The following is a 26,402-nucleotide window of genomic DNA, read 5'->3' as shown; positions in this document are numbered from 1 at the left end:
CATACCGCTGATCGGCGGTTTTTTCATGCCGTTTTCAGACGTTCGGCCAATGCCGTCGCCAGTTTGGCACTCAAGCCGTACACCGATAATTGCGGGTTGGCGCCAATGCTGGTGGGGAACAGCGAGCCATCGTGGATCGACAGATTGCGCAACTGGTGATGGCGTCCGAGGCTGTCGGCCACCGCGTTTTTCGGGTCTTCGCCCATGGCACACCCGCCCATCACATGGGCGCTGCCCAGGGTTGTCCGGTGCAGTTCCAGGCTCAGTTCGTCAATCATGCGGCGGGCGTCGGCCAGGCTGTTCACGTAGCGCGCGTCATGGTGCAGCGGCTTGACCGACCTGGCGCCCGCCGCGAACTGAATCTCGGCCATGCTGTGAAACGCGCGGCGCAGGCCGTCCCAGGCGTAGGGCGAGACCTGATAGTCGAGCACCGGCGTGCCATCACCGCGTAAACCGACGGTGCCTCCCGGGCTGTCGGGGTGAAACCCGTCGCGCAACAGCGCAAGCATGGCGTGGGTGTTGGGTAACTGGCCCATGTCCAGCGCGTTCGCGCTGCCGTAGCCGCCAAACAGCGTGCTGGCCAATCCGGGGTGCAGGGGCGGTGCTTCCAGTTTGTAGGACATTTTGCCGGTAACGCCGTCCTGCCATTGGAAATGGTCGGAATAAATCGACTGCGGCGCGCCGTAGAACGGGTTGATCACCTCATCAAATAGCCCCGCAGAGAAGTTCACCAGGTGCAGAAAGGTGCGCTTGCCGAGCCGCGAATGCGGGTCCGGCGCGTTGGAGCGCATCAGCAGCGCCGGGCTGTTGATGCCGCCGCCCGACAGCACGTAATGCCTGGCTTTCACCGTGATCCTGCGCCCGGTCGGCGCCACGCAACGCTCGTCCATGGCCACGCATTCCAGGCTGCTGATGGCATCGCCGCTGTAGTTGAACTGCTCGGCGCGAGCGAGGTAGAGCAGCTCGCCGCCTTGCTCCAGGGTGGAGGGAATGGTGGTCACCAGCATCGACTGCTTGGCATTCACCGGGCAGCCCATGCCGCAGTAGCCCAGGTTGAAACAACCACGCACGTTGCGCGGGATCACGTGCCAGCTGTAGCCGAGTTTTTCACAGCCCTTGCGGATCACATCGTTGTTGGCGTTCGGCGGCAGTGCCCAGGGCGCAATGCCCAGGCGCTGCTCCATTTTTTCGAACCAGGGCGCCATCTCGCTGCTGCTGTGGCCCGTCACCGCGTATTCGCTGGCCCAGTGGGCGAGGGTGGCGTCCGGCGTGCGAAAGCTGGAGGTCCAATTGATCAGCGTGGTGCCGCCCACGGCCCGGCCTTGCAGGATGGTGATGGCGCCGTCCTTGCTCATGCGTCCGATGCCTTCCTGATACAGGTTGGCGTAGGCCTCGTCCTCCAGCAGCTTGAAGTCGCTGCTGGTCTTGAGTGGGCCTTCCTCGATCAGCAGCACCTTGTAACCGGCGGCGCTGAGGATCTCGGCGGTGGTGCCGCCACCGGCGCCGCTGCCGATGATCGCGACGTCGGCTTCCAGGCTCAGGTCGCGGTCGAGGGCGGCGCCGTTGTGGGTTTTCCAGCCACGGGCCAGGCCGTCGCGGAACAGATCGGGTACGGGCATAGGTGGGCACTCTTGTTTTTGTTGTGCGAAATTGCGGTCACTGTCAGAGGTGGGGCGGGCCGGGGTAGCCGCAATGGGCCCAGGACGCCGGCCGGAAATACCAGGCCATGATCACCAGCTTGAGCAACGAGCCCTGGCCCATGCGCAGCAGGTTGAGGTAGCTGTTCTCCCAGCGCAGCAGGAAGTGACGGATCTGCTCGCTGCTGGCGTTTTCCCAACTGCCCCAGATGCCGGTCAGCGGGCCGCGGGTAATGCCCATGGCGAGGACGTCGAATAACTGCTGGGTGAGCTTGAACATCTCCGGCGACAGGTATTGCAGGCTGTAATCGAGCTTTTTGAGCGCGTCTTCAATCCCGGCGGCGACCTCCTGAACGCTGGCAACACCGTCGAGCAACACCGGCATCACCGCCCGCAAAAATGGCAGGTCGCTGCTGCGCAGCATCGCAAAGCCGCTGGCCGGGGTGCTGGCGGAGCAGCCGCTGAGGCTGGCGCCTAGCCCTGCGGTAGCCAGGAAAGCACTGGCGCACAGGCCGATTTTCAGGATGCCGCGCCGTGACAGCGCGGGGGAATCAGTCAGGCTGGGGTTCATTGTTATTGTTGTCCCGTGGGTGGCGGAATCAGCGAACAAACAGCTTCTGAATCAGCTTCTGGATCGATTTGCCGTAGGGCGGGTAGATCAGCTTCGCCGCGTTCAGGCGTTGCTTGACCAACACACCCTTGGCTTTGCTGAAGGTGAGAAAGCCTTCGTGGCCGTGGTAGTGGCCCATGCCCGATGGGCCGATGCCGCCAAACGGCAGGTCGTCCTGGGCCACGTGCAGCAGGGTGTCGTTCAGGCAGACGCCGCCCGAATGGGTTTCGTGCAGCACTCGGTCTTGTTCGCGCTTGTTGTAGCCGAAGTAATACAGCGCCAGCGGGCGAGGGCGTTGGTTGATGTAGGCAAAGGCCTGGTCGATGTCGCGATAGGGCACGACGGGCAATACCGGGCCGAAGATTTCGTCCTGCATCACCGTCATGTCGTCGCTGACATTCAGCAGCAGGCTGTGGGCCATGCGCCGTGCCTGACTTTGGTCATACAGCGGGACCAGCGTGGCGCCCTTGTCGGTGGCGTCCTTTACATAGGCAGTGAGCCGCGCCAACTGTCGTTCGTTGATGATCGCGGTGTAGTCCGGGTTGTCGACCAGCGTCGGATAGAACCCGCGAACCGCCTTGCCGTAGGCCTCCACGAAAGCGTCCACGCGGTGCTCCGGCACCAGCACGTAGTCCGGCGCCACACAGGTTTGTCCGGCATTCAAGGCTTTGCCGAAAGCGATGCGCTCGGCGGCATCCTTGAGCGGCACATCGGCGGAGACAATCGCCGGCGACTTGCCGCCCAGCTCCAGCGTGACTGGCGTGAGGTGCTCGGCGGCCGCGCGCATCACATGCTTGCCAATGCTGGTGGCGCCGGTGAACAGCAGGTGGTCGAAGCGCAGCCTGGAAAACGCCACGCCCACATCGGCTTCGCCCAGCACCACGCACACCAGGTCTTCGGGGAAGATCTTCGCCAGCAGCGTTTTGAGCAGCTCGCCGGTGGCGGGGGTGGACTCGCTGAGCTTCAACATCACCCGATTACCGGCCGCCAGCGCTCCGACCAGCGGGCCGATGGCCAGGTACAGCGGGTAATTCCAGGGCACGATCACCCCGACCACGCCGAGCGGTTGGTAGATGACTTTGGCTGACGCGGGCTGGAAGGCAATGCCTACGGCGCGGCGCGACGGTTTCATCCAGCCCTTGAGGTGTTTGCTGGCGTAGTGGATGCCATGCAGGCTGGGCATCAGCTCGGCGAACAGGGTTTCGTCTGCGCTGCGGTGGCTGAAATCCTCGCTGATCGCGCGGATCAACGCCTGGCGTTCATCGCTGAGCAATTCGCGCAAGGCCTTGAGCCATTGCTGGCGCTGCGCAGCAGGCGGCATCGGGTTGGCGGCGTAGGCGCGGCGCTGGGCGTCGAACAGCGGCTGAAGCCGGTCCAGCGCCTGGGAGTCTTGCAGGTAGGCAACAGTGGCAGACATGGTGCAGGCCCGATTGTTATTGGTCTGCCTGGATTTTTAGAGTCATTGCTCTAAATTGTCAAATAACATTGCAGCCCCATGCGGATTTATCCCGGCACGGTTAGGCCGTAAGATGCCCCATTCCGTGTATGGAAGCTGATCCCCCATGGCACCACGAGTAAAGACCAGCGAACGCATTGTGCACACCAGCCTGGAGCTTTTTAATCAGCAGGGCGAGCGCAGTGTCAGCACCAACCACATCGCCGCCCATATGGAAATTTCGCCGGGCAACCTGTACTACCACTTCCCCAACAAGCAGGCGATCATCGCCGTGCTGTTCCGCGAATACGAAGCGCTGGTGGACAGTTTCCTGCGCCCGCCCCAGGGCCGCGCGATGCGTGTGGAAGATAAGCGCTTTTACCTGCAGGCCGTGCTGGCCGGCATGTGGCGCTACCGTTTCCTGCACCGCGACCTCGAACACCTGCTGGAAAGCGACCCCGAAATGGCCACCGGCTACCGGCGATTTTCCCAGCGCTGCCTGACCCAGGGCGGGGCCATCTATCAGGGGTTTGTCGATGCCGGCATCCTCAATATGGACCCGATCCAGACCGAAGCCCTGACCCTCAACGCCTGGATCATCCTCACCTCTTGGGTGCGCTTTTTGTGCACCACCAACGAAAACTCCACCCATTTGAGTGCCGAAGCGATCAAGCGCGGGGTGTATCAGGTGCTGGTGCTGGAGGCGGGGTTTGTCACGCCCCAGGCCAAAGAAGCGGTGGATGGGCTGTTCAAGGAGTTTTACGTGCCGTTGAATCAGGCGCTGGATGAAGTGAAATAGGGCCTTTCCCGAATCTGTTTACAGGAGTCTGTCATGCCGCTTGCCCAACTGATCAGCCCCCAGCACCTGGCCGAGCGCCAAACGCGTGGCGCGTTGGTAATCCTCGATTGCCGTTTTGCCCTGGAAGACCCGGATTACGGGCGTTGCAGCTATGCCGAAGGGCATATCGAAGGCGCGCAATATGCTGACCTTGAACGCCATCTCAGCGGCCCGGTGACCAAAGGCGTGACCGGGCGTCACCCACTGCCGCAGGCGCAGACCCTCGCTGAACAACTGCGCGCGTGGGGCATCAGTGCCGATACCGAGGTGGTGCTGTATGACGACGGCCCTGGCGCCTTTGCCGCCCGCGCCTGGTGGTTGCTGGTGTGGCTGGGCAAGCGGGACGGCGTGTTTATCCTGGACGGTGGCTTGAAGGCCTGGCATGCCGCCGGCTTCCCCTTGAGCCTGGACGCGCCGGTGATCGAGCCGGGCGACTTTACCGGCACGCCCGATCATGGCCTGGTGCTGGATGCCGAGCATCTGCAAAAACGCCTGGGCCAGCCGGGCCTGACCCTGATTGATGCGCGGGCCCCGGCGCGTTTTCGTGGCGACGTTGAGCCCATCGACCCGATTGCCGGGCACATTCCCGGGGCGCAGTGCGCGGCATTCAACGAGAACCTGGGCAGTGATGGGCGGTTTCTGCCGGTCGAGCAGCTCAAGCAGCGGTTTGCCGCGCAGTTGCAGGGGCGGTCGCCCAAGGAACTGGTGGCGTATTGCGGTTCCGGCGTCACCGCCTGCCATAACCTGTTCGCCCTGGGTTTGGCGGGTTACCCGTTGGGCCAGTTATATGCGGGGTCGTGGAGTGAGTGGATCACGGATCCCGCGCGGGCCATTGCCACGGGCGACTGAGCGGCCTGGCCTGTAAACCCAAGCAATTGTGGGAGGGAGCAAGCCCCCTCCCACATTTTTATTGCTGTTGTGTCAGCAGCCATTGGGGGATGCGGCGTTCGAGGTAATAGGTCGGACGCTTGAGCGAACCGTCCACGAAGCCCACATGCCCGCCCTTGGCCAGCAATTCGAACTCGGTGCAATCCGATAACTCGCTGGCCTCGGGCAGGCTATGGGCAAACACGAACGGATCGTCCGCCGCCTGGATAATCAGGGTCGGCGTTCGGATACCGCCCAGGTAATAGCGACTCGACGCCTTGCGGTAGTAATCCTCGGCGCTGATGAAACCATGCAGCGGCGCAGTCACCCGTCCATCGAAGTCCCAGAACGTGCGCATCTTTTCCAGGGAACCCAGGGCTTCCAGGGTTTTCAGGCCGTCCGTGCGGCCATCCTGCGTGAAGCGGCTTTGCTTGACGCGGATATACGCCAGCATTTCGCGCATGAAGTGCTTCTGATAGACCCGCGAAAAACCCAGGCCGATGCGGTCGGCGCACTGGTCCAGGCGAAACGGCACCGACACCGCCGCGGCGCCTTGCAACCCTGACGCCGTGCCGGTTTCCCCCAGATGCTTGAGCAGCACATTGCCGCCCAGCGAATAGCCCACCGCGTACAGCGGCGCCAACGGCCGCTTGGCCTGCAGATGGGCAATCGCTGCCGCCAGATCCTCGCTGGCCCCGGAGTGATAGCTGCGCGCCAACAGGTTCGGCTCGCCGGAACAGCCGCGCCAGTTCAGCGCGGCACTGGCCCAGCCCTGGGCGGCGAGGACCTTTTGCAGGCCGGCGACGTAGGGCGAGTTGGACGAACCGGTGAGCCCGTGCAATACCAGCACCAGCGGTGCCTTGGCGTCGTGAGGTCCGTGCCAGTCAATATCGAGAAAATCACCGTCGTCCAGCCACAGGCGTTCGCGTTGGCGTTCGAGGTGCGTAGTGGGGCGCCACAGCGGTCCCCACAAGGTTTGCAGGTGGGGGTTGCCGAGGCCGAAAGCGGGTTTGAACAGGTCGGTGGAGGGAGTCATTGCACTCTCTTTGGCGTACAAGCCTGTTGTGGCGAGCAGGCTTACTGTGGCGAGCGGGCTTGCCCCGCGTTGGGCTGCGAAGCGGCCCCAAAACCTGCAACAGTGTTCTAACAGAATAACCTCAGTGTTGTGACTGGGGCTGCTGCGCAGCCCAACGCGGGGCACGCCCACCAGCCACAAACAGAAACCGCCGGCTCAGACCGCGCTTTCGACCAAACGATGCCACAACGCGTAATACACCCGACCGGACTTCTGCTCCCGGTGCAGGCGCCAACTGCCCGGCAGGCCGAGGGTGGACGGTGCGGTTTCACTCTCGGTGTAGATCCACGCATCCGGCGCCAGCCATTGGCGATCTTCGAGCAGCGTGCACACCGTCGGCAGCAGGTTCTGGTTGAACGGCGGGTCGAGGAACACCACGTCGTATGCGCTGGCCACCTGGGTTTCCAGGTAGCGCAGCGCATCGGCGGTCTGCACCTGGCCGTTGGTGCAGCGCAGGGTGCCCAGGTGTTCCTTGAGGCTGGAGACCGCCACGTTGCTCGCGTCCAGCGCCTGGGCCTGGGACGCGCCACGGGACAGCGCCTCCAGAAACAGCGCGCCGCTGCCGGCAAACGGGTCCAGCACCCTGGCGCCCGCGATGTACGGCGCAAGCCAGTTGAACAGGGTTTCACGCACGCGGTCAGGCGTCGGGCGCAGGCCCACGACGTCGGGGAAGCTCAGCTTGCGGCTGCCCCATTCACCGCCAATGATGCGCAGTTGGCCCACACCGTTATGCACGTTGTGGACAGGCTTTTTCGGGCGAGATGAACTGGCCATTAGTGCTCCGGAACCCCGAGCGGCTGCTCGGCGGATTTATCAGTGGGGGGCGGTAGTGGCTTTTGCGCAATCGTCGGGCCGGCGGTCACGATGACCATCTTGTCGGCGCTCAAGTGTTTGTTCATGGCCGCCTTGACCTGCTCTACGGTCAGGGCCTGGGATTGTTTCATGAAATCTTCCAGATAGCTCAGCGGCAGGTTGTAGAAACCCATAGCGCCCAGCTGGCCGACGATATCGAGGTTGCTCGCGGTGGACAGCGGGAAGCTGCCGGCCAGTTGGCGCTTGGCGTCATCGAGCTCCTTTTGCGTCGGGCCGGTCTTGAGGTAATCAGCCAGCACTTGCTCGACCAGGCGCAGGGTGCCGCCGCTCATTTCGGCGCGGGTCTGCAGGTTGATCATGAACGGACCGCGCACCTGCATCGGCGAGAAGCCCGAGTACACGCCGTAAGTGAGGCCGCGTTTCTCGCGTACTTCGCTCATCAGGCGAGTGCCAAAGCCACCGCCCCCGAGGATCTGGTTGCCCAGAGACAAGGCCGCGTAGTCCGGGTCGGCCCGGTCGATGCCCAATTGGGCGAACAGCAGGTGCGTCTGCTTGGACGGAAACTCGATATGGCTCAGGCCCGCCTTCGGTTCGGTCGGCTGGGCGATCTTCGCCAGCGCCGGGCCCTTGGGCAGCGAGGCAGACACCTTGGCGGTCATGGCCTCGGCTTCGGCACGGGTCATGTCGCCCACCACTGCAATCACTGCGTTGCCCGCCGCATAGGCCTTGGCATGGAACGCCTGCAATTGCGCCTGGCTGATCTTTGGCACGCTGTCGGCGTTGCCCTCGCTCGGATGCGCGTAAGGGTGGTCACCATACAGGCGCTTGAACAGCTCAAGACTCGCCAGCTTGGCGGGATTCTGCTTCTCGTATTCGAAGCCGGCGAGGATCTGGTTCTTGATCCGCGCCAGGGAATCGGCGGGGAAGGTCGGCTTGCCGATCACGGCGTCGAACAGCGCCAGCGCTGCATCGCGCTTGTCGCTGGCGCTCAGGCTGCGCAGGGACACCAGCGCCATGTCGCGGTAGGTGCCATTGCCAAAGCCGGCGCCCAGGCCTTCAAAACCGCTGGCGATCTGGCTGACGTCCTTGCCCGGCACGCCTTCGTTGAGCATGGCGTTGGTCATCAGCGCCAGGCCCGGCACGTCGCCGTCCTGGCTGCTGCCGGCGGCGAACAGGATGCGCATGTCGAACATCGGCAGCTCATGGGCTTCGACGAACAGCACCTTGGCGCCTTCGGCGGTGGTCCAGCTTTGCACGTCCAGCTTGCGGTTGGTCGGCGCCTTGCCGTCCAGCTCGGCCAGCGACTGCAGCTTGTTGGCGGACTGGGCTTTTTCCAGCGCAGGGCTGGCCACCGATTCACTCGGGCGCAGGAAGTACACGGCAGTGGCCGCCATCAGGGTGACGGCGATCAGGCCGGGCAGGATCAGGCTTTTGCGATCACTCATGAGCGGTCTCCTCAGGCAAAACATGGGCGACGCTCAGACGTCCGCGGGTGAAATAGGTACGTGCAGCCTTCTGGATATCTTCCGGGGTCACGCTTTGCAGGTCGGCAAGCTCGGTGTCCATGAGCTGCCAGGACAGGCCCACGGTTTCCAGGGAGCCAATGGCCGTGGCCTGGCTGGTGATGGAGTCACGCTGGTACACCAGGCCGGCGATGACCTGGGCGCGAATTCGCTCCAGCTCTTCGGCGGTCGGTGGCTTGGCTTTCAAGTCTTCCAGCAGCCGCCACAGGCCGGCTTCGGCTTGGGCAATGGTCTTTTTCTTCTGCTGGTTGGGCGTGGCCGACAGGATGAACAGGGTGTCGCCACGGCTGTAGGCGTCGTAGCGGGTGGAGGCGGCGGACACCAGCTCTTCACCACGCTCCAGTTGTTCCGAGATACGCGCGCTGTAGCCGCCGTCGAGCAGGGCCGAGATCAGGCGCAGGGCTTGCACGGAGCGCTTGTCTTCGGCAGTGGCAAGGCCAGGCACGTTAAAACCGAGGATCACGCTCGGCAGTTGGGTCTGCACGCGCAGGGTCAGCAGGCGCTCGCCGGGTTCAGCCAGCTCCAGCGGGATTTTGGCAGGTGGTACGTCACGCTTGGGGATCGGGCCGAAGTAGCGCTGGGCCAGGGTCTTCACCTCGTCCGGGGTCACGTCGCCGACCACCACCAGGGTGGCGTTGTTGGGCACGTACCAGGATTGGTACCAGTGGCGCAGCTCCTCGACCTTCATGCGGTCCAGGTCGGCCATCCAGCCGATGGTCGGCGTGTGGTAGCCGCTGGCCGGAAAAGCCATGGCCTTGAAGCGCTCGAAGGCCTTGGACATGGGGTTGTCGTCGGTGCGCAGGCGGCGTTCCTCCTTGATGACCTCGATCTCGCGGCTGAACTCGTCGGCCGGCAGGCGCAGGCTGGCCATGCGGTCGGCCTCCAGCTCGAAGGCGACGCCCAGGCGGTCGCGGGCCAGCACCTGGTAATACGCGGTGTAGTCATCGCTGGTGAACGCATTTTCTTCAGCGCCCAGGTCGCGCAGGATCAGCGAAGCTTCGCCCGGGCCCACTTTGGCACTGCCCTTGAACATCATGTGTTCCAGGGCGTGGGACAAACCGGTCTGCCCCGGGGTTTCGTAGCTCGAGCCAACCTTGTACCAGACCTGGGAAACCACCACCGGCGCGCGATGGTCTTCGCGCACGACCACTTTGAGGCCATTGTCGAGGGTGAATTCATGGGTGGGTTGTGGATCGGCAGCCAAAGCTGAAAGAGGCAGACAAACTGTACCGAACAGCAGGCCTGCGGCGCGGCGGGCTAGAGCATTCATTCGTTTTTAAACCTGTTGGGCTACCCGCTTGGTCTTAGCGTCGGCGGGCGAGGAGGTGCTAGGATACTGGTCGGATTTGCGGACGGCCACTGCGGCGGTACCGTTAAGGCCCTATTTAGGCCTTACAAAATGTTGCGCATGAACGAGCTGGCTGAAAAACAGTCTGTTACGCATCGAATTTTATTTACCGACGTGCCCCCTGGCGCATCGCTACCTTGAGATAGCCGTCTCCATGTTTGGTTCCAACGACGACAAGAAGACCCCAGCTGCGGCTGGCGAGAAGAAAGGCCTGTTCGGCTGGCTGCGTAAGAAACCGCAGGATACAGTCGAACCGCAGCCGCAGGTTCACGCTGAACCGATCCCCGAACCTATAGTAGAAGCCGAGCCGGTTGCCCAGACGCCGGCGCCGGTGGTGTTGCCTATCGTTGAGCCGGTGTTGCAGCCGGTGGCCGAGGTGGCGCCGGAACCCGAGCCGGAACCCGAACCCGAGCCGTGGCCCGAACTGCCCGTGGCCGAAGAGCCCGTGGCGCTGGTTGAAGACGTGCTTGCTGAGCACGTTGCGCCGCCGATTCCCGTGGTGGCTGAACCGGTACCTGAGCCCGCGCCCGTCTTCGACGCCGCCGTGCCTGCAGTTATCGCGCCGGAACCCGTTGCCGTCGAAGCCGGCAAGACCGGCTTTTTCGCCCGCCTCAAGCAAGGCCTGAGCAAGACCAGCGCCAGCATCGGCGAAGGCATGGCCAGCCTGTTCCTGGGTCGCAAGACCATCGATGACGAACTGCTGGAAGACATCGAAACCCGTCTGCTCACCGCCGACGTGGGCGTTGAAGCCACAGCGGTAATCATCCAGAGCCTGACCCAGAAGGTCGCGCGCAAGCAACTTACCGACGCCGACGCGCTGTACAAGTCCTTGCAGGCCGAACTGGCCGCGATGCTCAAGCCGGTGGAAGCGCCGCTGGTGATCACCCCGAACAAACCGTTCGTGATCCTCGTGGTGGGCGTCAACGGCGCCGGCAAGACCACCACCATCGGCAAGCTGGCCAAAAAGCTGCAGCTCGAAGGCAAGAAAGTCATGCTGGCCGCTGGCGACACCTTCCGTGCCGCTGCGGTGGAGCAGTTGCAGGTGTGGGGCGAGCGCAACAAGATCCCGGTGATTGCCCAGCACACCGGCGCCGATTCCGCCTCGGTGATTTTCGACGCTGTGCAGGCCGCCAAGGCGCGCAATATCGACGTGTTGATCGCCGACACCGCCGGTCGCCTGCACACCAAAGACAACCTGATGGAAGAGCTGAAGAAGGTGCGCCGCGTGATCGGCAAGCTGGATGCCGACGCCCCCCATGAAGTGCTGCTGGTGCTCGACGCCGGGACCGGTCAGAACGCCATCAGCCAGGCCAAGCAATTCAATCAGACGGTGCAACTGACCGGCCTGGCCCTGACCAAGCTCGACGGCACGGCCAAGGGCGGTGTGATTTTTGCCCTGGCCAAGCAGTTCGGGTTGCCGATTCGTTATATCGGCGTCGGTGAGGGCATCGACGACCTGCGCACCTTTGAAGCCGAACCCTTTGTACAGGCACTGTTTGCCGAGCGGGAGCGTTCATGATTCGATTCGAGCAAGTCGGTAAACGCTATGCCAACGGGCATGTGGGCTTGCATGAGCTGAGCTTTCGGGTGCGGCGCGGCGAGTTTCTTTTCGTCACCGGTCACTCCGGTGCCGGTAAAAGTACGTTGTTGCGTCTGCTGCTGGCCATGGAGCGCCCGACCACCGGCAAACTGCTGCTGGCCGGCCAGGACCTGGCCACCATCAGCAATGCGCAGATCCCGTTTCTGCGCCGCCAGATCGGCGTAGTGTTCCAGAATCACCAGTTGCTGTTCGATCGCACGGTGTTCAACAACGTTGCCCTGCCATTGCAGATTCTCGGGCTGTCCAAGGCCGAGATCATCAAACGCGTGGATTCGGCCCTGGAGCGTGTGGCGCTGTCGGACAAGACCGACCTCTACCCCGGTGACCTCTCCACCGGTCAGCAACAGCGCGTCGGCATCGCCCGCGCCATCGTGCACCGTCCGGCCCTGCTGCTGGCGGACGAACCTACCGGTAACCTCGACCCGCGCCTGGCGGCCGAGATCATGGGCGTGTTCGAAGACATCAACCGCCTGGGCACCAGCGTGCTGATCGCCAGCCACGACCTGGCGCTGATCGCGCGCATGCGCCACCGCATGCTTACGTTGCAGCGCGGTCGCCTGATTGGTGATGGGGAGGCAGGCGTATGAGTGCTACACGCAGTCCAAAAGTATCCGAACGCGTGGCGCCGAAACCGGCCGATCCGCAACCGAGCAAGAAAAAACGCGACGACGATGACGGCCCGGACTTCAGCACCCTGCTGCACGCCTGGATCGAAAGCCATCGCGCCAGCCTGCTCGACAGCTTGCGCCGGCTGGGCAAGCAGCCGGTTGGCAGCTTTTTTACCTGCCTGGTGATGGCCGTGGCCCTCAGCCTGCCGATGGGTTTGTCGCTGCTGCTCAATAACGTGGAGCGCCTGGGCGGTTCGTGGCAGCGTGCGGCGCAGATTTCGCTGTACCTGAATCTGGATGCCAGCACCCAGCAGGGTGAAGCGTTGCGCGATGAAATCAAGAATATGCCGGGCGTAGCGGATGCCGAGTACGTCAGCCGCGACCAGGCCCTTGAAGAATTCCAGCAGCAGTCCGGCCTGGGCGAGGCGCTCAAGGAGCTGCCGCAGAACCCGCTGCCGGGCGTGGTGCTGGTGACGCCCGATGAAGTTGACAAGCCGACCCTGGAGGCCCTGCGCCAGAAACTGGCGCAGATGCCCAAAGTGCAACAGGCGCAACTTGATCTGGTCTGGGTAGAGCGGCTGGCCGCGATCCTCAAGCTGGGTGACCGCTTTGTGTTCGGGTTGACGGTGTTGTTGGTGTCTGCATTACTTTTGGTGATAGGCAATACCATTCGTCTTCATATTGAAAACCGTCGCACCGAGATAGAAGTGATTAAACTGGTCGGCGGCACAGACAGCTATGTGCGTCGTCCTTTTCTGTACATGGGCGCGCTTTATGGTCTGGGTGCCGGGTTTTTGTCCTGGGGCGTGCTGGCTTTTGGCCTGGACTGGCTGAATGACGCGGTAACAGGGCTTGCCGGCTTGTACGGCAGTGATTTTGCCCTGGCCGGGGTGCCGGTGGCCGATGGTCTCTCGCTCTTGCTTGGCGCGGTATTGTTGGGTTATATCGGTGCCTGGATTGCCGTGGCGCGGCATTTACGTGAGCTGGCGCCCAAGTAGTTAATGCCGGATTAATGTGGTTTCGTTTCTATTGACCGTATCAGCGGTTTAGGGAACTTGTCCTACGGTTCCCCGGTCAATTTTCGCAGTGCTGAACTGCACGAGTTATGTGAGTCGGAGGTTTTTTCGTATGACCACTTCTTTGCAACCTGCGTATGCCCTGGTTCCCGGTGGAAACCTGGAAGCCTATGTGCACACGGTCAACAGCATTCCATTGCTGACGCCCGAGCAGGAGCGTGAACTGGCCGAGAGTCTCTACTATGAGCAGGATTTGGGGGCGGCTCGGCAGATGGTGCTCGCCCACCTGCGTTTTGTCGTACATATCGCCCGTAGCTATAGCGGCTACGGGCTGGCCCAGGCTGACCTGATTCAGGAAGGCAATGTGGGCCTGATGAAGGCGGTCAAGCGTTTCAACCCCGAAATGGGTGTGCGCCTGGTGTCGTTTGCCGTGCACTGGATCAAGGCGGAAATCCACGAGTTCATCCTGCGCAACTGGCGCATCGTGAAAGTCGCGACCACCAAGGCCCAGCGCAAGCTGTTCTTCAACCTGCGCAGCCAGAAAAAGCGCCTGGCGTGGCTGAACAACGAGGAAGTCCACCGCGTGGCTGAAAGCCTTGGTGTGGAGCCCCGTGAAGTTCGCGAGATGGAAAGCCGCCTGACGGGCCATGACATGGCCTTCGACCCGGCCGCGGAAGCGGACGACGACAGCGCTTTTCAATCGCCGGCCAACTACCTGGAAGACCACCGGTACGACCCGGCGCGTCAACTGGAAGACGCCGACTGGAGCGACAACGCCAATCACAACCTGCACGAAGCGCTGGAAGTGCTGGACGACCGCAGCCGTGACATCCTCTACCAGCGCTGGCTGGCGGAAGAAAAAGCCACGCTGCACGACCTGGCGCAGAAGTACAACGTGTCGGCCGAGCGGATTCGTCAGCTTGAGAAAAGCGCGATGAACAAGCTGAAGCTGTCGATCGCCGCTTAAATAGGTGGGAGGGGGCTTGCTCCCGGTTGCAGTGGGTCAGCTACAGATAAGCTGACTGATCCACCGCTATCGGGAGCAATCCCCCTCTCACATTGGTTCAGGTGTTGTGTCAGTCGGACCAGGGTGCCTTGCGGGAGTTGTTCAGCTCAAGCAGGTAGCCATCGCCACCGAGTTGATTCATCTGCTGACGAATCCACGCCGCCCGCCGCGCCACATACGCCGTTGGATGGCTGGCGCTCCACACCCGTGGGTTGGGCAACACCGCCGCCAGATAGCTGGCCTGCTGCCGCGAAAGCCCCTTGGCACTCACCCCAAAATGATGCCGCGCCGCCGCCTCTGCGCCAAACACGCCGTCATCCCATTCCACGCTGTTGAGGTACACCTCAAGAATCCGTTGTTTGGGCCACAGCACCTCGATCAGGCCGGTAAACCAGGCCTCCAGGCCCTTGCGCAGATAACTGCGGCCAGACCACAGAAACAGGTTCTTCGACACCTGCTGGCTCAGCGTGCTGGCACCGCGAATCGACCCACCGCGCTCGTTGTGCACGATGGCCGCCTGGATCGCGCCGAAATCGAACCCCCAATGCTGCGGGAAGCGCTGGTCTTCACCGGCCATCACCGCCAGCTTGAGGTCGTCGGAAATGTCATCCCACGGCACCCAGCTGCGTTGCAGGTCAATGGGTTCGCCGTCGAACCACGACTCGACCTTGCGCTCCACCATCAGCGCCGTAAACGGCGGCGGCACGACGCGCAGCAGCAGCACCAGCAAAACGCTGCCGATGGCAAACCATTTCACGACTTTGAGAAAACGACTGAAGAGGACACGCAGCATAGAGATGGCTTGGCCGAACCCGTTGAGCGGGCCATTATACAGACCCTGCCCGATGCGTCTGATTGGAGTTCCACATGCTGCGTAGCTTTCTGATGTTGGCTGCCTTTTTCGGCTTTACCGGCGTGGCCCTGGGAGCTTTTGCCGCCCATGGCCTGAAAAACCGCCTGAGCGCCGAGTACCTGGCGATTTTCCAGACCGGCGTGACCTACCAGCTGGTGCACGCCCTGGCGCTGTTCGGCGTGGCGCTGCTGGCCGCGCATATCCCCGGCCGCATGGTGACCTGGGCGGGCATCGCGTTTGTGGTCGGCATCCTGCTGTTTTCCGGCAGCCTGTACGCACTGACCCTGACCGGCATCAGCAAGCTCGGCATTATCACCCCGTTCGGCGGGCTGGCATTCCTGCTTGGCTGGTTCTTCCTCGGTCTGGCGGCGTGGCGCTTGCAGGCGATCTGACCGAGGGGCTTGGGCCGGCAACGCCAATCAAGCTAGAATGCTGGCCCCTAAAAACGATGGCGGCCCCTGGCATGCGCATTCAGTTGAACGGCGACCTCTTTGAACTGCCCGACGGCGCCTCCGTCGAGGCCCTGCTGACCCGCCTGGAACTGACCGGGCGCCGTGTCGCAGTGGAGCTCAATCAGGATATCGTCCCGCGCAGTCAGCACGCCGCCACGGCGCTCGCCGACGGTGACCAGGTCGAAGTGGTCCACGCCATCGGCGGCGGCTAATCGCCACCTCGCATTCTGCAGAACCTCACCCCATCACGAGGATTTCCCATGAGCATCGTTCGTAGCGACAAGCCCTTCGTCCTGGCCGGTCGTACCTACCAGTCCCGCCTGCTGGTCGGCACCGGCAAATACCGCGACATGGAAGAAACCCGCCTGGCCATCGAAGCCTCGGGCGCCGAAATCGTGACTGTTGCCGTGCGCCGCACCAATATCGGCCAGAACCCGGGCGAACCGAACCTGCTGGATATCCTGCCGCCGGATCGCTACACCATCCTGCCCAACACCGCCGGTTGCTACGACGCAATCGAAGCCGTGCGCACCTGCCGCCTGGCCCGCGAGCTGCTGGACGGCCACAACCTGGTGAAGCTGGAAGTGCTGGCCGACCAGAAAACCCTGTTTCCCAACGTGATCGAAACCCTCAAGGCCGCCGAGACCCTGGTCAAGGAAGGCTTCGACGTGATGGTCTACACCAGCGACGACCCGATCATCGCCCGCCAACTCGCCGAAATCGGCTGCATCGCCGTGATGCCGCTGGCCGGCCTGATCGGCACGGGCCTGGGGATCTGCAACCCGTACAACCTGCAGATCATCCTCGAAGAAGCGAACATTCCGGTGCTGGTGGATGCCGGCGTGGGCACCGCCTCCGACGCCACCATCGCCATGGAGCTGGGCTGCGAAGCGGTGCTGATGAACTCGGCCATCGCCAATGCCCAGCAACCGATCATGATGGCCGAAGCCATGAAACACGCCATCGTCGCGGGCCGTCTGGCTTACCTCGCCGGGCGCATGCCGAAAAAACTCTACGCCAGCGCCTCTTCGCCGCTGGATGGTCTGATCAAGTAAGAGCCATTGATGACTGAATCAAACGAAACGCCGAACACCGTGGACGCTGCCGACGACTCCAAACACCGCCGCATCAAGAGCTTCGTGATGCGCGCCGGCCGCATGACCGAAGGCCAGCAGAAGGGCCTGGAGCAGGGCACGCCTTTGTTCGTGCTGCCCTTGGCCGACGCGCCGGTGGACTACGACCAGGTGTTCGGCCGCTCGGCCCCGCGTTCCCTGGAAATCGGCTTCGGCATGGGTCACTCCCTGCTGGAAATGGCCGCCGCCGCGCCGGAGCAGGACTTCATCGGTGTGGAAGTGCATCGCCCAGGTGTCGGCGCGCTGCTCAATGGCGTGCTCACCCAGGGCCTGACCAACCTGCGAGTCTATGACTGCGACGCGATTGAAGTGCTCAACCGCTGCATCGCCGACAACAGCCTCGACCGCCTGATGCTGTTTTTCCCCGACCCATGGCACAAAGCCCGTCACCACAAGCGCCGCATCGTCCAGGCTTCCTTCGCGGAACTGGTGCGCAGCAAGCTGAAAGTCGGCGGCATCCTGCACATGGCCACCGACTGGGAGCCCTATGCCGAATACATGCTGGAAGTGATGAACGTCGCGCCGGGCTATCGCAACCTCGCTGAAGACGGCAAATGCGTACCCCGCCCGGCCGAGCGGCCGATCACCAAGTTCGAACGTCGCGGCGAGCGGTTGGGGCATGGAGTGTGGGATTTGAAGTTCGAAAAGCTGGCTTGACCCGCCGGCCCTGACTTGAAATGCAATCCAATGTGGGAGGGGGCTTGCTCCCGATAGCAGAGTGTCAGTCGACATTGAAGTGACTGATGTACCGCTATCGGGAACAAGCCCCCTCCCGCTTGTATCTTTGTGCTGAGTTGGAGGTCAGCGACGGTCCGCCACAACCCCAATCAACACCAGCACCACCACCAGCACCGGCGCCAGGCTGTAGTTATTGAACTGGCCCAGCCCGCGCACAATCCACGGCGTGGCGTAGATCAGTGCGGCGCCGCTGCCGATCAGGCACAGCAACGCCATCAAGGGCACGCGCAAGGCGCCGGCGATGCTGCCCAGGCGGCCTTCCACCCAGCCTTTGATGTCGGCGCCGAACAGCACCAGCAAGCAGCCCACAAGGGCCAGTGAGATTTCCGACAGGTTGCTGCGGCTCCAGCGGGATGCGGTGGCGAGCAGGTCGAGTACCAGATCCATTCGATTTCCTTAAGAAGCGTCAGCTCAGAAATTTCTGCAGCAGGTCATTGAGAAAGAGTTGCCCGCGGTCGGTCGCCGCCAGGCGTGACGGTTCGACCTGCATTAAGCCACTTTGTTCTGCGTCGCGGCGCGCCGAGTCGAGGCTGGCCAGGTCGAGGCCGGTGCGTTCGGCGTAGAGCCGGGCGTCGACACCTTCGGTGAGGCGCAGGGCGTTCATCAGGAACTCGAACGGCAGCTCGTCGTTAGTCAGCTCTTTCGCCCCGGCCTGGAAGCTTTTGGCCGGGTTGAGGTAGTCCTTCGGCGCGCGGGTTTTCCAGGTGCGCACGATGCGCCCGTCCGGGTGGCTGAGCTTGCCGTGGGCGCCGGCACCGATGCCGATAAAGTCGCCAAAGCTCCAGTAATTGAGGTTATGCCGCGCCGGGCGGCCCGGTTGGGCATAGGCCGACACTTCATATTGCGCATAACCGTGCTCGGCGAGCAGCGCCTGACCGGCTTCCTGGATATCCCACAGCGTGTCGTCTTCCGGCAACGCGGGCGGCTGGTTCCAGAACACGGTGTTGGGTTCCAGGGTCAACTGGTACCAGGACAGGTGCGTCGGCTTCAGCGCAATGGCCTGGCGCAGGTCGCTCAACGCATCGTCCAGGGACTGGTCCGGCAGGCCGTGCATCAGGTCCAGGTTGAAGTTGTCGAACCCGGCCTGGCGCGCCATACCCGCCGCGCGGACCGCTTCGTCGCCATTATGGATGCGGCCCAGGGCCTCGAGTTTTTGCTGCTGGAAGCTCTGGATGCCGATGGACAGGCGATTGATCCCCAGTTTGCGGTACGCCACGAACTTCTCTTGCTCGAACGTGCCGGGGTTGGCTTCCAGGGTGATCTCGATATCGCTGGCAAACGGGATGCGCGCCTGCACGCCTTCGAGCAGGCGTCCCAGCGCCGCCGCGCTGAACAGGCTGGGCGTGCCGCCGCCGAAGAAGATCGAACTCAGTTCCCGGCCGTAAACGGCGTGCAGGTCCTGGTCGAGGTCGGCCAGCAGCGCGTCCACGTACTCCTCTTCCGGTAGCACGGCGCTCGCGGTGTGGGAGTTGAAATCGCAATACGGGCATTTGCGCACGCACCACGGAATGTGGATGTACAGCGCCAGGGGCGGTAGCACCGGCAAGGCCGCCCGGGGTGTTTGCGCGCCGCCGTGGATCAGCGGCTGCGCAGAGGTGTTCTGCGTCATTTCAAGCCCAGGCGCTGACGCAGCAACACCATGGCGCGGGCGCGATGGCTGATCTGGTTCTTGTCGGCCGGGCTCAGCTCGGCGCTGGAGACATTGCGCTCCGGCACCCAGAACAGCGGGTCATAACCAAAACCATGCTCACCGCTGGCGGCGTGCAGGATACGCCCGTGCCACAGGCCTTCACACAGAATCGGCAACGGGTCATCGGCATGGCGCACCAGCGCCAGCACGCAGACGAACTGCGCGCCACGCATCGCGTCCGGCACGTCCTTGAGGGCGTCCAGCAGCTTGGCGTTGTTGGCCGCGTCGCCCTTGCCGTCGGCATAGCGCGCCGAGTAGATGCCCGGCGCGCCGCCGAGGAAATCCACCGCCAGCCCCGAATCATCCGCCAGCGCCGGCAGGCCCGAGAGGCGTGCCGCGTTGCGTGCCTTGAGGATGGCATTCTCGACGAATGACAGGCCGGTCTCTTCCGGCTCGACCTGGCTGAATTCGCCAACCGAGCGCAGTTGCACGGATTCACCGAGCATGGCCTGGAGTTCTTTGAGTTTGCCGGCGTTATGGCTGGCCAGTACGAGTTGGGTGAGGTTCATCATTCGGCCGGGAAAAGTTCTTGGACAAAGTTGAAACTGTGGGCCTTGCCGCCTGTTTCAACGTTGATCGTGAAAGTCTTGTATTCCTGTTGCGGCACCGAGTAGGGCGCGAGGTAGTTGGTCGCGCCCTTTTCGGTGATCTGCTTGAACGTCAGCACTTCGCTCTTGCCGCTCAAGTCCTTGAGGGTGCCCGTCACCTGCGCCGTCACCGGGGTCACGCCCTTGAACACCGACACGTTGATCAAACCCTTGTTCTTGCTGCGTACCACACCCACGGCCTGGGCGGTTTCAGGTTGCAGGAAGCTGGAGGTGAAGGTGTTGTAACGCACGGTGATATCGCCGAATTCCTTGGTGCGGTTGGGATCGATAACGTCGGCGGCCATGGCGCTGGCGCCCAGGCATGCGGTCAATAGAAAAACAGCCAGGCGACTCATGAGCGTTCCTCTTGAAAATGATTAGACGGCAATCTTGTGGTCGGTCAGGCCAGGACTGCTGACCCGGTAGATACCAATTTCGCCCAGCAGGTTGGGCCATAGCTTGCTCGCCCAGCCGTGGCGGTGCTGTTGATCGACGGCAAGGCGGTTGATCACCTTGGCTTCACGCTCGCCGCACAGGGCTTCGAAGTCTTCGAAGGTGCAGAAGTGGATGTTCGGCGTGTTGTACCAGGTGTAGGGCAGGAAATCCGAGACCGGCATGCGGCCCTTGGTGGCCAGGTACCAGCGGCAGCGCCAGTGGCCGAAGTTGGGGAAGGTGATGATGCACTGGCGACCGACCCGCAGCATTTCGTCGAGGATGCGGTCCGGGTAGTGCACCGCTTGCAGGGCCTGGGTCATCACCACGATGTCGAAGCTGTTGCTGGCAAAGTTGCCCAGGCCCTTGTCCAGGTCCTGCTCGATCACGTTGATGCCCTTGGCCACGCACTGGGCGATGTTGTCCGGGTCGTTTTCCAGGCCGTAGCCGGTGACTTGCTTGTGGTCGCGCAGCCAGCTCAGCAGTTCGCCATCGCCGCAGCCCAGGTCGAGCACGCGGCTGCCGGCGGGGATCCAGTCTTGGATGATGTCCAGGTCGGCTCTCATGGCGTTCTCACAAAATGATGCGGTTCATGTAATTGCTGAAGGCCTGCAAGTAACGCGGGATCGGAATCAGGAAGGCGTCATGGCCTTGCGGTGCGTCGATCTCCAGGTAGCAGACATCCTTTTTGGCGGCCATCAGGGCGTCCACCAGCTCGCGTGAGCGTGCCGGCGAGAAGCGCCAGTCGGTGGTGAACGACATCACGCAGAAGCTGGCGGTGACGTGCTCGAAGGTTTTCGCCAGGTCATCGTCATGGTTGGCCGCCGGGTCGAAGTAGTCCAGGGCCTTGGTCATCAGCAGGTAGGTGTTGGCGTCAAAGCGTCCGGAGAACTCCTCGCCCTGATAACGCAGGTAGCTTTCCACCTGGAACTCGACGCTGTGGAAGTCATAGTTGAGCTTTTCGCTCTTGAGACCCCGGCCGAATTTCTCGCCCATGGAGTCATCGGACAGGTAAGTGATGTGCCCGACCATACGCGCCAGCATCAGGCCGCGCTTGGGAATCACGCCGGCTTCCTGGAACGAACCACCGTGGAATTCGGGGTCGGTGAGGATCGCCTGGCGTGCCACTTCGTTGAAGGCGATGTTCTGCGCCGACAGCTTTGGCGCCGAGGCGATAGCCAGGCAGTGGCGCACGCGATCCGGGTAAGTGATGGTCCATTGCAGGGCCTGCATGCCGCCCAGGCTGCCGCCGATGACCGCTGCCCACTGCTTGATGCCGAGCAGGTCGGCCAGGCGCGCCTGGCTGTGCACCCAGTCTTCCACGGTGAGCACCGGAAAGTCGGCGCCGAACGGCTTGCCGGTTTCCGGGTTGAGGCTGCTCGGGCCGGTGGATCCGTTGCAGCCGCCGAGGTTGTTGAGGCTCACCACGAAGAACTTATGGGTATCGATGGGCTTGCCGGGGCCGATGCAGCTGTCCCACCAGCCCGGCTTGCGCTCGTCGGCGCTGTGGAAGCCGGCGGCGTGGTGATGGCCGGACAGGGCGTGGCAGATCAGCACGGCGTTGCTCGCCGTGGCATTCAGCTGGCCGTAGGTTTCATAGATCAGGTCATAGGCCGGCAGCGACCGGCCGCAGGCAAGGGCCAGCGGTTCGCTGAAGTGCGCCACTTGGGGCACGACCAGTCCAACAGAATCGGGGGGGAAGGCAGCTGACATCGACCCTGCTCTCGTTTAAATGAGGCGTAAGTCTAAAGAGCGGGGGGGCCAGCGGCAAGCAAAGGCCTGCGCCAGTGCACAGATACAAATGTGGGAGGGGGCTTGCTCCCGATTGCGGTGGGTCAGTCAGCATGTATTTGACTGATGCATCGCAATCGGGAGCAAGCCCCCTCCCACATTTTTTACCGCATTGTCAGATCAGACCGAACAGCTCTTTTGGCATGAACGCATAAAACGCCAAACGCGGAATCACCCAGCTTTGCAGCAGCTGGATGGCGATAAACGCAAAGATCGGCGAAATATCCAGGCCGCCCAGGTTGGGAATCAGGCGACGGAACGGCGCGAGCACCGGCTCGGTGATCTGGTAGACCAGCTCCGCGCCCGGGCTGCGGCTACCCGGTGCAACCCACGAGAGGATCACGCTGATGATCATCGACCAGAAAATGATCTTCAAAAACAGCGAGAACACCCCGATCAGCGCCCACGGCAACAGCAGCGGCGTGAAGGCCTGATAGCCACTGAGCATCAGGATCACCACGAACAGCAGCATTTGCAGCAGCAGCGCAAGCACCAGCGACGACATGTCCAGGCCGAACAGGCTCGGGATCACCCGGCGCAGTGGCTTGAGCAGCGGTTGCGTGGCCTTGACCACGAACTGGCACAGCGGGTTGTAGAAGTTCGCCCGCACCAGTTGCAGGATAAAGCGCATCAGCACGATCAGCAGGTACAGGCTGCCCAGGGTCTGGATGATGAAGATGGCAGCGTCATTGATTCCGAGCATGTTTGATTACCTTGGTAAGGGACGACTATTTGCCCAGTTGCTCGGCCATCTCGGCCGAACGATGTGCCGCAGCACTCAGTGCTGTTTCAACCAGGGCTTCAAAGCCCCCGGCCTGGAACGATTCGATGGCCGCTTGCGTGGTGCCGCCCGGCGAGGTCACGCGACGGCGCAGTTCGGCGGCGTCCGCGTCGCTGGCGACAGCCATTTTTGCCGCGCCCAGCGCTGTTTGCTCGGCCAGCTGTTCTGCCACGTCATGGGGCAGGCCCAGTTTGACGCCGGCGGCGGTCATGGCTTCGATCAGCAGGAAAAAGTACGCCGGGCCGCTGCCGGACACGGCGGTGACCGCATCCAGTTGCTGCTCCTGCGCAAGCCATACAGCGATGCCCACGGCAGACAGCAACGCCTGGGCCTGGTCGCGCTGTGTGGCGCTGACTTCGGCGGTGGCGTACAGGCCGCTCACGCCCTGGCGCAGCAGCGACGGGGTATTGGGCATGCAACGCACGATCGGCTGGGCGCCGAGCCAGTGGTGCATGCTGGCACAGGTGATACCGGCGGCAATCGATACCACAAGCTGATGCGGCTGCAGGCTTGGCCGCAGGCTTTCGCACACCGCCTTCATGGCCTGTGGCTTGACCGCCAGCACGATCACATCGACGCCATGGATGGCCTCGGCATTGTCGGCGAAGGTCTCGATACCGTGCTCGGCGCTGACGCGCGCGCGGGTCTCTTCGCCCGGGTCGCTGGCGCGGATCTGCGCGGCGTCCAGGCCCTTGGCCCGCAGGCCGCCGATCAGGCTGGCCGCCATGTTACCGGCACCGATAAAGGCAATACGCGTGTCTTTCATGACAGGTCCTTAGCTAAATGAACGTCAGCCATGTGACGGCTGGCCGTAGTCGCGGGCGCCAAACAGCGCGGTACCGACCCGCACCCAGGTGGCGCCCTGGGCGATGGCCGACGCGAGGTCGTGGCTCATGCCCATGGAAAGTGTGTCCAGCGCCAGATTCAGGCTGGCTTGCAACTCGCGCACGCTGGCGAACGCGGCGTCCTGTGCGGCGCGGTCTTCAGTCGGCTCAGGGATCGCCATCAGGCCTCGCAGCGTCAGGTGCGGCAGGGCGCTGATGGCGTTCGCCAGGGCCGGCAGGTCGGCGGGCGTGCAGCCGGACTTGCTGGCTTCGCCACTGACGTTGACCTGGATGCAGATATTGAGCGGCGGCAGGTCAGCCGGGCGTTGTTCGGACAGGCGTTGTGCAATTTTCAGGCGGTCCACGGAATGCACCCAGGCGAAGTTTTCGGCGATCGCGCGCGTCTTGTTCGATTGAATGGGGCCGATGAAGTGCCAACTCAAGGGCAGGTCGGACAATTGCGCCTGTTTGCCCAGCGCTTCCTGCAGGTAGTTCTCGCCGAAGTCGCGCACCCCGGCGGCATAGGCCTCGCGCACGGCCTCGGCGGGTTTGGTCTTGCTCACGGCCAGCAGGTGGATGCTGCTCGGGTCACGTTGCACGGCCTCGGCTGCGGCGCGGATGCGCAGGCTAACCTGGCCGATGTTGTCTGCTATCGTCGACATTCAAGATGCACCCGTGGATATGGAGTCCGCGGCATTCTACTGGAAATGGAAAGCCCTATGGATATCACTCAATTGCTGGCGGCCAGCGTGCGCCGTGGCGCCTCCGACCTGCATCTGTCGGCGGGTCTGGTGCCGATGTTGCGTATTGATGGCGAGGTATGGCCATTGGATTGGCCGGTGCTTTCACCACCGCAAGTAGCGGACTTGTTGAGCCCTTTGCTCAATCAACACCAGCAAAAGGATTTCGAAACATCTCTTGAAACGGATTTTGCGTTCGAGCTGCCGGGCGTGGCGCGGTTCCGGGTAAACGTATTCCAGCAGTCGCGTGGCGTGGGGGCGGTGTTTCGCACCATTCCCTGCGAGGTCCGGAGCCTGCAAAGTTTGGGGCTGGGCGAAGTCTTCCAGCGCATCGCCCGCTTGCCGCGCGGCCTGGTGCTGGTGACCGGGCCCACAGGCTCGGGCAAGTCCACCACGCTGGCGGCGATGATCGATGACCTCAATCGGCATCGGCGCCAGCACATCCTTACGCTGGAGGACCCCATCGAGTTTATCCACCGGCCGAACATGGCCTTGATCAGCCAGCGCCAGGTGCACCGCGATACCCGCAGCTTCTCGACGGCCCTGCGCTCGGCGCTGCGCGAAGACCCGGACGTGATCCTGATCGGCGAACTGCGCGACCTGGAAACCATTCGCCTGGCGTTGACGGCGGCGGAGACCGGGCACCTGGTGTTCGGCACCCTGCACACCACCTCGGCGGCCAAGAGCGTGAACCGGCTGGTGGATGTGTTCCCGGCGGGGGAAAAGGCCATGGTGCGCTCGATGCTGGCGGAATCGCTGCAGGCAGTGGTGTCACAGGTGCTGGTCAGGAAACCTGGCGGTGGGCGCGTGGCGGCCCATGAAATCATGCTGTGCACGCCGGCCATTCGTAATCTGATCCGCGAGGACAAGGTGGCGCAGATGGTTTCGGCGATTCAGACCGGCGGGGCGGTGGGGATGAAGACGCTGGACATGAGCCTGAAGGCGCTGGTGAGCGAGGGGCTGATCAGCCGTGAGGACGCACGCGAGAAGGCAACGGTGCCTGGGGATATATAGGTCTCAAGGACAATGAAACCCAAATGTGGGAGGGGGCTTGCCCCCGATAGCGGTGTACCAGTCAGCTCATCTTTAGCTGACCCACTGCCATCGGGAGCAAGCCCCCTCCCACATTTACTGCCTATGAGCCTGGAAAATCAGCGCTGCACGATCCGCAGGTTGTTGTTTTGCTCTTTGGGCAGCACGCGCTTGGCGATCACGTAGTTCTTGTCCCAGAACGGCTTTTTCAGCGTGTCGATGCTCACCGACTTGCCACGGCGTGGTGCGTGGATGAAGCGGTCGTTGCCCAGGTAAATGGCAACGTGGTTAACCTGGCGGCTCTTCAGCTTGAAGAACAGCAGGTCGCCCGGCTTCAGGTCCTTGCGGTCAACCTTCTGCCCGTGGCCGGCGGCCATGGCGTTGGAGGTACGCGGCAAATCCACCGCCTTGACGTCGTTGAACGCATATTTCACCAAACCGCTGCAGTCGAACCCTTTACTTGGGCTGCTGCCGCCCCAACGATAAGGAGTACCGAGCACATTCACGGCGCGGCTGAGAACGGTGCTGCTCTGTTTGGCGTTGCCGGCCATCAGCGCTGGAGTGGCTTTACCGTGTGCCTTGCTCAGTTGAGTCGGGCGCTTGACGGTCAGCTTGGCTGATTTGGCGTTGACTGGGGTGCTATGAACTTTAGGGGTGAAACCGTTAACGTTGGGAAGACGTTGCTCACGATTGGTGGCGTGGGCGGCCAGTGGCATTAATAGGCAGATGGTTAGCCATGTCTTGAAGAAAGGTCGCATTCGGCGTGGCTCATATGGGTTAGCGCGCAACTTTATAACAGCTTTTTGTGTCGATCTCAGGCCGTTTGTCGACTGGACCTTGACGGCAAAATCAGGAAAACGGCGACGATTGACGGCCATTGTCGGACACAAGTCAGGTGGCATAAGGCTTTCAGGGCAGGGAAGATACCATTTGCCGTACGTCGGGCGCCTGTAAAAAAGTCACAAAGAAAGTG

29 protein-coding genes are annotated in these 26,402 nt (G+C 62.7%); 11 read left to right on the top strand and 18 right to left on the bottom strand.

Features of this window, described 5'->3' with window-relative positions; translation table 11 throughout:
• Window positions 1-23: 23 nt before the first annotated feature.
• Genes JOE32_RS15805 through JOE32_RS15795 form a run of 3 tightly spaced genes read right to left on the bottom strand, consistent with a single transcriptional unit; the run spans window position 24 to window position 3,664 of the window.
• On the bottom strand, window positions 24-1,619 hold the full coding sequence (locus tag JOE32_RS15805) for a GMC family oxidoreductase (RefSeq protein WP_209985980.1): 1,596 nt from the start codon (window positions 1,617-1,619) through the stop codon (window positions 24-26).
• A gap of 43 nt (window positions 1,620-1,662) precedes the next feature.
• A complete protein-coding gene (locus tag JOE32_RS15800; RefSeq protein WP_209985977.1) occupies window positions 1,663-2,208 on the bottom strand; it encodes a twin-arginine translocation pathway signal protein in 546 nt (181 codons plus the stop codon).
• Window positions 2,209-2,236: 28 nt separating this feature from the next.
• The gene (locus JOE32_RS15795) at window positions 2,237-3,664 is read right to left on the bottom strand and encodes a coniferyl aldehyde dehydrogenase (protein WP_209985974.1); all 1,428 of its coding nucleotides are present in this window, start codon (window positions 3,662-3,664) and stop codon (window positions 2,237-2,239) included.
• 145 nt (window positions 3,665-3,809) lie between these two features.
• Between JOE32_RS15795 and JOE32_RS15790 the strand changes: the two genes are divergently transcribed.
• On the top strand, window positions 3,810-4,481 hold the full coding sequence (locus JOE32_RS15790; RefSeq protein ID WP_209985970.1) for a TetR/AcrR family transcriptional regulator: 672 nt from the start codon (window positions 3,810-3,812) through the stop codon (window positions 4,479-4,481).
• A gap of 33 nt (window positions 4,482-4,514) precedes the next feature.
• On the top strand, window positions 4,515-5,369 hold the full coding sequence (locus JOE32_RS15785) for a sulfurtransferase (RefSeq protein ID WP_209985968.1): 855 nt from the start codon (window positions 4,515-4,517) through the stop codon (window positions 5,367-5,369).
• Window positions 5,370-5,427: 58 nt separating this feature from the next.
• Here JOE32_RS15785 and JOE32_RS15780 read toward each other — a convergent pair whose 3' ends face one another.
• The 4 genes from JOE32_RS15780 to JOE32_RS15765 all read right to left on the bottom strand — a co-directional run bounded on the left by JOE32_RS15780 (window position 5,428) and on the right by JOE32_RS15765 (window position 10,068).
• Complete coding sequence (locus JOE32_RS15780) at window positions 5,428-6,423, bottom strand: hydrolase (protein ID WP_209985965.1); 996 nt, start codon at window positions 6,421-6,423, stop codon at window positions 5,428-5,430.
• A 195-nt stretch (window positions 6,424-6,618) separates the two neighbouring features.
• Entirely contained in the window at window positions 6,619-7,236 is a 618-nt protein-coding gene (rsmD, locus tag JOE32_RS15775; protein ID WP_209985960.1) for a 16S rRNA (guanine(966)-N(2))-methyltransferase RsmD, read from the bottom strand.
• A complete protein-coding gene (locus tag JOE32_RS15770; protein WP_209985957.1) occupies window positions 7,236-8,720 on the bottom strand; it encodes a pitrilysin family protein in 1,485 nt (494 codons plus the stop codon). The genes rsmD and JOE32_RS15770 overlap by 1 nt, the downstream gene beginning before the upstream one ends.
• A complete protein-coding gene (locus JOE32_RS15765; protein ID WP_209985953.1) occupies window positions 8,713-10,068 on the bottom strand; it encodes a pitrilysin family protein in 1,356 nt (451 codons plus the stop codon). Before JOE32_RS15765 ends, JOE32_RS15770 begins: the two co-directional genes overlap by 8 nt.
• A gap of 232 nt (window positions 10,069-10,300) precedes the next feature.
• On the opposite strand from JOE32_RS15765, the gene ftsY reads away from it, so the two are divergent.
• The 4 genes from ftsY to rpoH all read left to right on the top strand — a co-directional run bounded on the left by ftsY (window position 10,301) and on the right by rpoH (window position 14,337).
• The gene (gene ftsY, locus JOE32_RS15760; protein WP_209985951.1) at window positions 10,301-11,665 is read left to right on the top strand and encodes a signal recognition particle-docking protein FtsY; all 1,365 of its coding nucleotides are present in this window, start codon (window positions 10,301-10,303) and stop codon (window positions 11,663-11,665) included.
• Window positions 11,662-12,333: a cell division ATP-binding protein FtsE gene (gene ftsE / locus JOE32_RS15755; protein WP_003176700.1), complete on the top strand. Its 672-nt coding sequence runs from the start codon at window positions 11,662-11,664 to the stop codon at window positions 12,331-12,333. The genes ftsY and ftsE overlap by 4 nt, the downstream gene beginning before the upstream one ends.
• Window positions 12,330-13,352, top strand: a complete 1,023-nt coding sequence (ftsX, locus tag JOE32_RS15750) for a permease-like cell division protein FtsX (protein ID WP_209985947.1) — start codon at window positions 12,330-12,332, stop codon at window positions 13,350-13,352. Before ftsE ends, ftsX begins: the two co-directional genes overlap by 4 nt.
• Window positions 13,353-13,482: 130 nt before the next feature.
• A complete protein-coding gene (rpoH, locus tag JOE32_RS15745; protein WP_003234621.1) occupies window positions 13,483-14,337 on the top strand; it encodes an RNA polymerase sigma factor RpoH in 855 nt (284 codons plus the stop codon).
• A gap of 109 nt (window positions 14,338-14,446) precedes the next feature.
• Here rpoH and mtgA read toward each other — a convergent pair whose 3' ends face one another.
• Complete coding sequence (mtgA, locus tag JOE32_RS15740; protein WP_209985944.1) at window positions 14,447-15,169, bottom strand: monofunctional biosynthetic peptidoglycan transglycosylase; 723 nt, start codon at window positions 15,167-15,169, stop codon at window positions 14,447-14,449.
• A 74-nt stretch (window positions 15,170-15,243) separates the two neighbouring features.
• Between mtgA and JOE32_RS15735 the strand changes: the two genes are divergently transcribed.
• The 4 genes from JOE32_RS15735 (at window position 15,244) to trmB (ending at window position 17,471) form a co-directional block, all read left to right on the top strand.
• On the top strand, window positions 15,244-15,621 hold the full coding sequence (locus JOE32_RS15735; protein ID WP_209985941.1) for a DUF423 domain-containing protein: 378 nt from the start codon (window positions 15,244-15,246) through the stop codon (window positions 15,619-15,621).
• A gap of 71 nt (window positions 15,622-15,692) precedes the next feature.
• Window positions 15,693-15,893, top strand: coding sequence for a sulfur carrier protein ThiS (thiS, locus tag JOE32_RS15730; RefSeq protein ID WP_209990552.1), 201 nt, complete (start codon window positions 15,693-15,695; stop codon window positions 15,891-15,893).
• Between the two features lie 48 nt (window positions 15,894-15,941).
• Window positions 15,942-16,736 carry a thiazole synthase gene (locus JOE32_RS15725; protein WP_209985938.1) on the top strand — a complete coding sequence of 265 codons (795 nt, stop codon included), beginning with the start codon at window positions 15,942-15,944 and terminating at the stop codon, window positions 16,734-16,736.
• 9 nt (window positions 16,737-16,745) lie between these two features.
• Complete coding sequence (gene trmB / locus JOE32_RS15720) at window positions 16,746-17,471, top strand: tRNA (guanosine(46)-N7)-methyltransferase TrmB (RefSeq protein WP_209985936.1); 726 nt, start codon at window positions 16,746-16,748, stop codon at window positions 17,469-17,471.
• 144 nt (window positions 17,472-17,615) lie between these two features.
• Here trmB and JOE32_RS15715 read toward each other — a convergent pair whose 3' ends face one another.
• The 9 genes from JOE32_RS15715 to JOE32_RS15675 all read right to left on the bottom strand — a co-directional run bounded on the left by JOE32_RS15715 (window position 17,616) and on the right by JOE32_RS15675 (window position 24,319).
• Window positions 17,616-17,939 (bottom strand): DUF3392 domain-containing protein, encoded by a 324-nt coding sequence (locus JOE32_RS15715; RefSeq protein ID WP_057006512.1) that lies wholly within the window; start codon window positions 17,937-17,939, stop codon window positions 17,616-17,618.
• 19 nt (window positions 17,940-17,958) lie between these two features.
• Entirely contained in the window at window positions 17,959-19,161 is a 1,203-nt protein-coding gene (gene hemW / locus JOE32_RS15710; protein WP_245229035.1) for a radical SAM family heme chaperone HemW, read from the bottom strand.
• A complete protein-coding gene (gene rdgB / locus JOE32_RS15705) occupies window positions 19,158-19,754 on the bottom strand; it encodes an RdgB/HAM1 family non-canonical purine NTP pyrophosphatase (protein ID WP_209985933.1) in 597 nt (198 codons plus the stop codon). Before rdgB ends, hemW begins: the two co-directional genes overlap by 4 nt.
• Window positions 19,751-20,185, bottom strand: a complete 435-nt coding sequence (locus JOE32_RS15700; RefSeq protein ID WP_209985931.1) for a DUF4426 domain-containing protein — start codon at window positions 20,183-20,185, stop codon at window positions 19,751-19,753. Before JOE32_RS15700 ends, rdgB begins: the two co-directional genes overlap by 4 nt.
• A gap of 21 nt (window positions 20,186-20,206) precedes the next feature.
• Entirely contained in the window at window positions 20,207-20,827 is a 621-nt protein-coding gene (metW, locus tag JOE32_RS15695) for a methionine biosynthesis protein MetW (RefSeq protein ID WP_003234603.1), read from the bottom strand.
• Window positions 20,828-20,834: 7 nt separating this feature from the next.
• Complete coding sequence (locus tag JOE32_RS15690) at window positions 20,835-21,974, bottom strand: homoserine O-acetyltransferase (RefSeq protein ID WP_209985929.1); 1,140 nt, start codon at window positions 21,972-21,974, stop codon at window positions 20,835-20,837.
• Between the two features lie 193 nt (window positions 21,975-22,167).
• Window positions 22,168-22,755 carry a YggT family protein gene (locus JOE32_RS15685; RefSeq protein ID WP_057006518.1) on the bottom strand — a complete coding sequence of 196 codons (588 nt, stop codon included), beginning with the start codon at window positions 22,753-22,755 and terminating at the stop codon, window positions 22,168-22,170.
• Between the two features lie 25 nt (window positions 22,756-22,780).
• Window positions 22,781-23,599 (bottom strand): pyrroline-5-carboxylate reductase, encoded by an 819-nt coding sequence (gene proC, locus JOE32_RS15680; protein WP_209985926.1) that lies wholly within the window; start codon window positions 23,597-23,599, stop codon window positions 22,781-22,783.
• A gap of 24 nt (window positions 23,600-23,623) precedes the next feature.
• Window positions 23,624-24,319: a YggS family pyridoxal phosphate-dependent enzyme gene (locus JOE32_RS15675; RefSeq protein ID WP_209985924.1), complete on the bottom strand. Its 696-nt coding sequence runs from the start codon at window positions 24,317-24,319 to the stop codon at window positions 23,624-23,626.
• A 57-nt stretch (window positions 24,320-24,376) separates the two neighbouring features.
• Here JOE32_RS15675 and JOE32_RS15670 point away from each other — a divergent pair, with 57 nt between their 5' ends.
• The gene (locus tag JOE32_RS15670; protein WP_209985922.1) at window positions 24,377-25,411 is read left to right on the top strand and encodes a type IV pilus twitching motility protein PilT; all 1,035 of its coding nucleotides are present in this window, start codon (window positions 24,377-24,379) and stop codon (window positions 25,409-25,411) included.
• A 137-nt stretch (window positions 25,412-25,548) separates the two neighbouring features.
• On the opposite strand, the gene JOE32_RS15665 is transcribed toward JOE32_RS15670, so the two are convergent.
• Window positions 25,549-26,187: a C40 family peptidase gene (locus tag JOE32_RS15665; protein ID WP_209990544.1), complete on the bottom strand. Its 639-nt coding sequence runs from the start codon at window positions 26,185-26,187 to the stop codon at window positions 25,549-25,551.
• Window positions 26,188-26,402 lie beyond the last annotated feature (215 nt).

Source organism: Pseudomonas sp. PvP025 (assembly GCF_017832155.1).
In the GTDB taxonomy this organism is placed as follows: domain Bacteria; phylum Pseudomonadota; class Gammaproteobacteria; order Pseudomonadales; family Pseudomonadaceae; genus Aquipseudomonas.
The sequence above is the reverse complement of the archived record's forward strand: the minus strand, read 5'-3'. Positions and strand labels throughout refer to the sequence as shown.